At 42.2% G+C, this 562-nt stretch carries 2 protein-coding genes; both read right to left on the reverse strand.

All coding sequences use genetic code 11. From position 1 onward, the window contains the following. Positions 1 to 324 (reverse strand): chromate transporter (locus AC1DND_RS29180; protein ID WP_477586506.1); only part of this gene is annotated, 324 nt, incomplete at its 3' end. Positions 325 to 383: 59 nt separating this feature from the next. After that, positions 384 to 548, reverse strand: coding sequence for a helix-turn-helix domain-containing protein (locus AC1DND_RS29185; RefSeq protein ID WP_477586508.1), 165 nt, complete (start codon positions 546 to 548; stop codon positions 384 to 386). Positions 549 to 562 lie beyond the last annotated feature (14 nt).

Below are 562 nucleotides of genomic sequence, written 5' to 3' on the forward strand. Positions count from 1 at the left end.
GGCCATCCCAAGCAAAACCACCATGATGAAGGATGGCAGTACAAAGGCTAAACCTGTTAAAGTAGCGCCAATTAAGCCATAGTGTACAAAACCGATATAGATACCCAACTGCGCGGCAAGAGGCCCGGGCGCCAGTTGCGCAAGCGCTAGCCCTTCTTTATATTCTTCCTCGCTCAGCCAGCCTTTCTGCTCAACCAGATCACGCTGCATATAGCCTACCAGCGCAACGGGACCGCCAAAGCCCCAAGTACCCAATTTTAGGAAATACGTTGTAATTTCGGCTAATGAGTATAGCGGTTTGGCTTTATCTGTTTGTTCTTTCATCAGCAAATTGTATTTTATTACAATATTGCTTATTCGTAAGGCACTATAATTGTACGGATTTAACTATTTGTATCCGTTTTACCTTTTTGGTGTTTTTTTCTGTAAAACGACGGGTTTTCTCCGGCTTGTTTCTTAAAGATTCTATTAAAGTGACTCTGGTCTGAAAATCCGGTAAGATAGGCAATCTCGGTTAATGAATATGTTGTTGTTTCTATCAATAGCATAGCCTTTTCAATCC

The organism is Pedobacter sp. 01N416 (genome assembly GCF_056399685.1).

Coding starts and splice junctions, on each gene's coding strand:
- AC1DND_RS29185 (WP_477586508.1), bottom strand. CDS start 548: ATGCTATTGATAGAAACAACAACATATTCATTAACCGAGATTGCCTAT.